General features: G+C 63.8%; 1 protein-coding gene. It reads left to right on the forward strand.

Features of this window, described 5'->3' with window-relative positions; translation table 11 throughout:
* Window positions 1–105: 105 nt before the first annotated feature.
* Window positions 106–472: IS66 family transposase (locus tag AU465_RS32900; RefSeq protein ID WP_192257162.1), on the forward strand; the 367-nt coding region annotated here is incomplete at its 3' end.

Here is a 472-nt window from a genome sequence, read left to right on the forward strand (position 1 = left end):
AGCTGACCATCGCATTATTGCCAAATCACTGGAATCCATGCTTGAATCCGCTTCGTGACCGACGCGGCCGCTGCCCTACCCGACGATCCTCATGCGCTTCAGGCGATGCTTCTGGCCGCGCGTGCGGAGAATGAGAGGCTCCGCCAAATCATCAAGGAGTTGCAGCGCTATCGCTTCGGGCGAAGGGCGGAGAGCCTGCCTGAGGACCAGCTTCTTCTGGGCCTGGAGGAAGCCGAGCAGGTAGAGGCGGAGGGCTTCGCCAGCGCGGAAGCCGCGGACCCCTCAATGCGTGATGCCAGGGCTCGTAGGCGTCGCGCCAACCGCGGCTCGTTGCCCGCCCATCTGCCGCGCGTCGAGCAGGTAATCGACATCGCCGACAAGATCTGCCCGTGCTGTCAAGGCCAGCTGCATGTTATGGGCGAGGACGTCTCCGAGCGTCTCGACATCGTGCCCGCCCAGTTCCGGGTGATTG

Source organism: Mesorhizobium silamurunense (genome assembly GCF_014843905.1).
GTDB lineage: Bacteria > Pseudomonadota > Alphaproteobacteria > Rhizobiales > Rhizobiaceae > Mesorhizobium > Mesorhizobium silamurunense.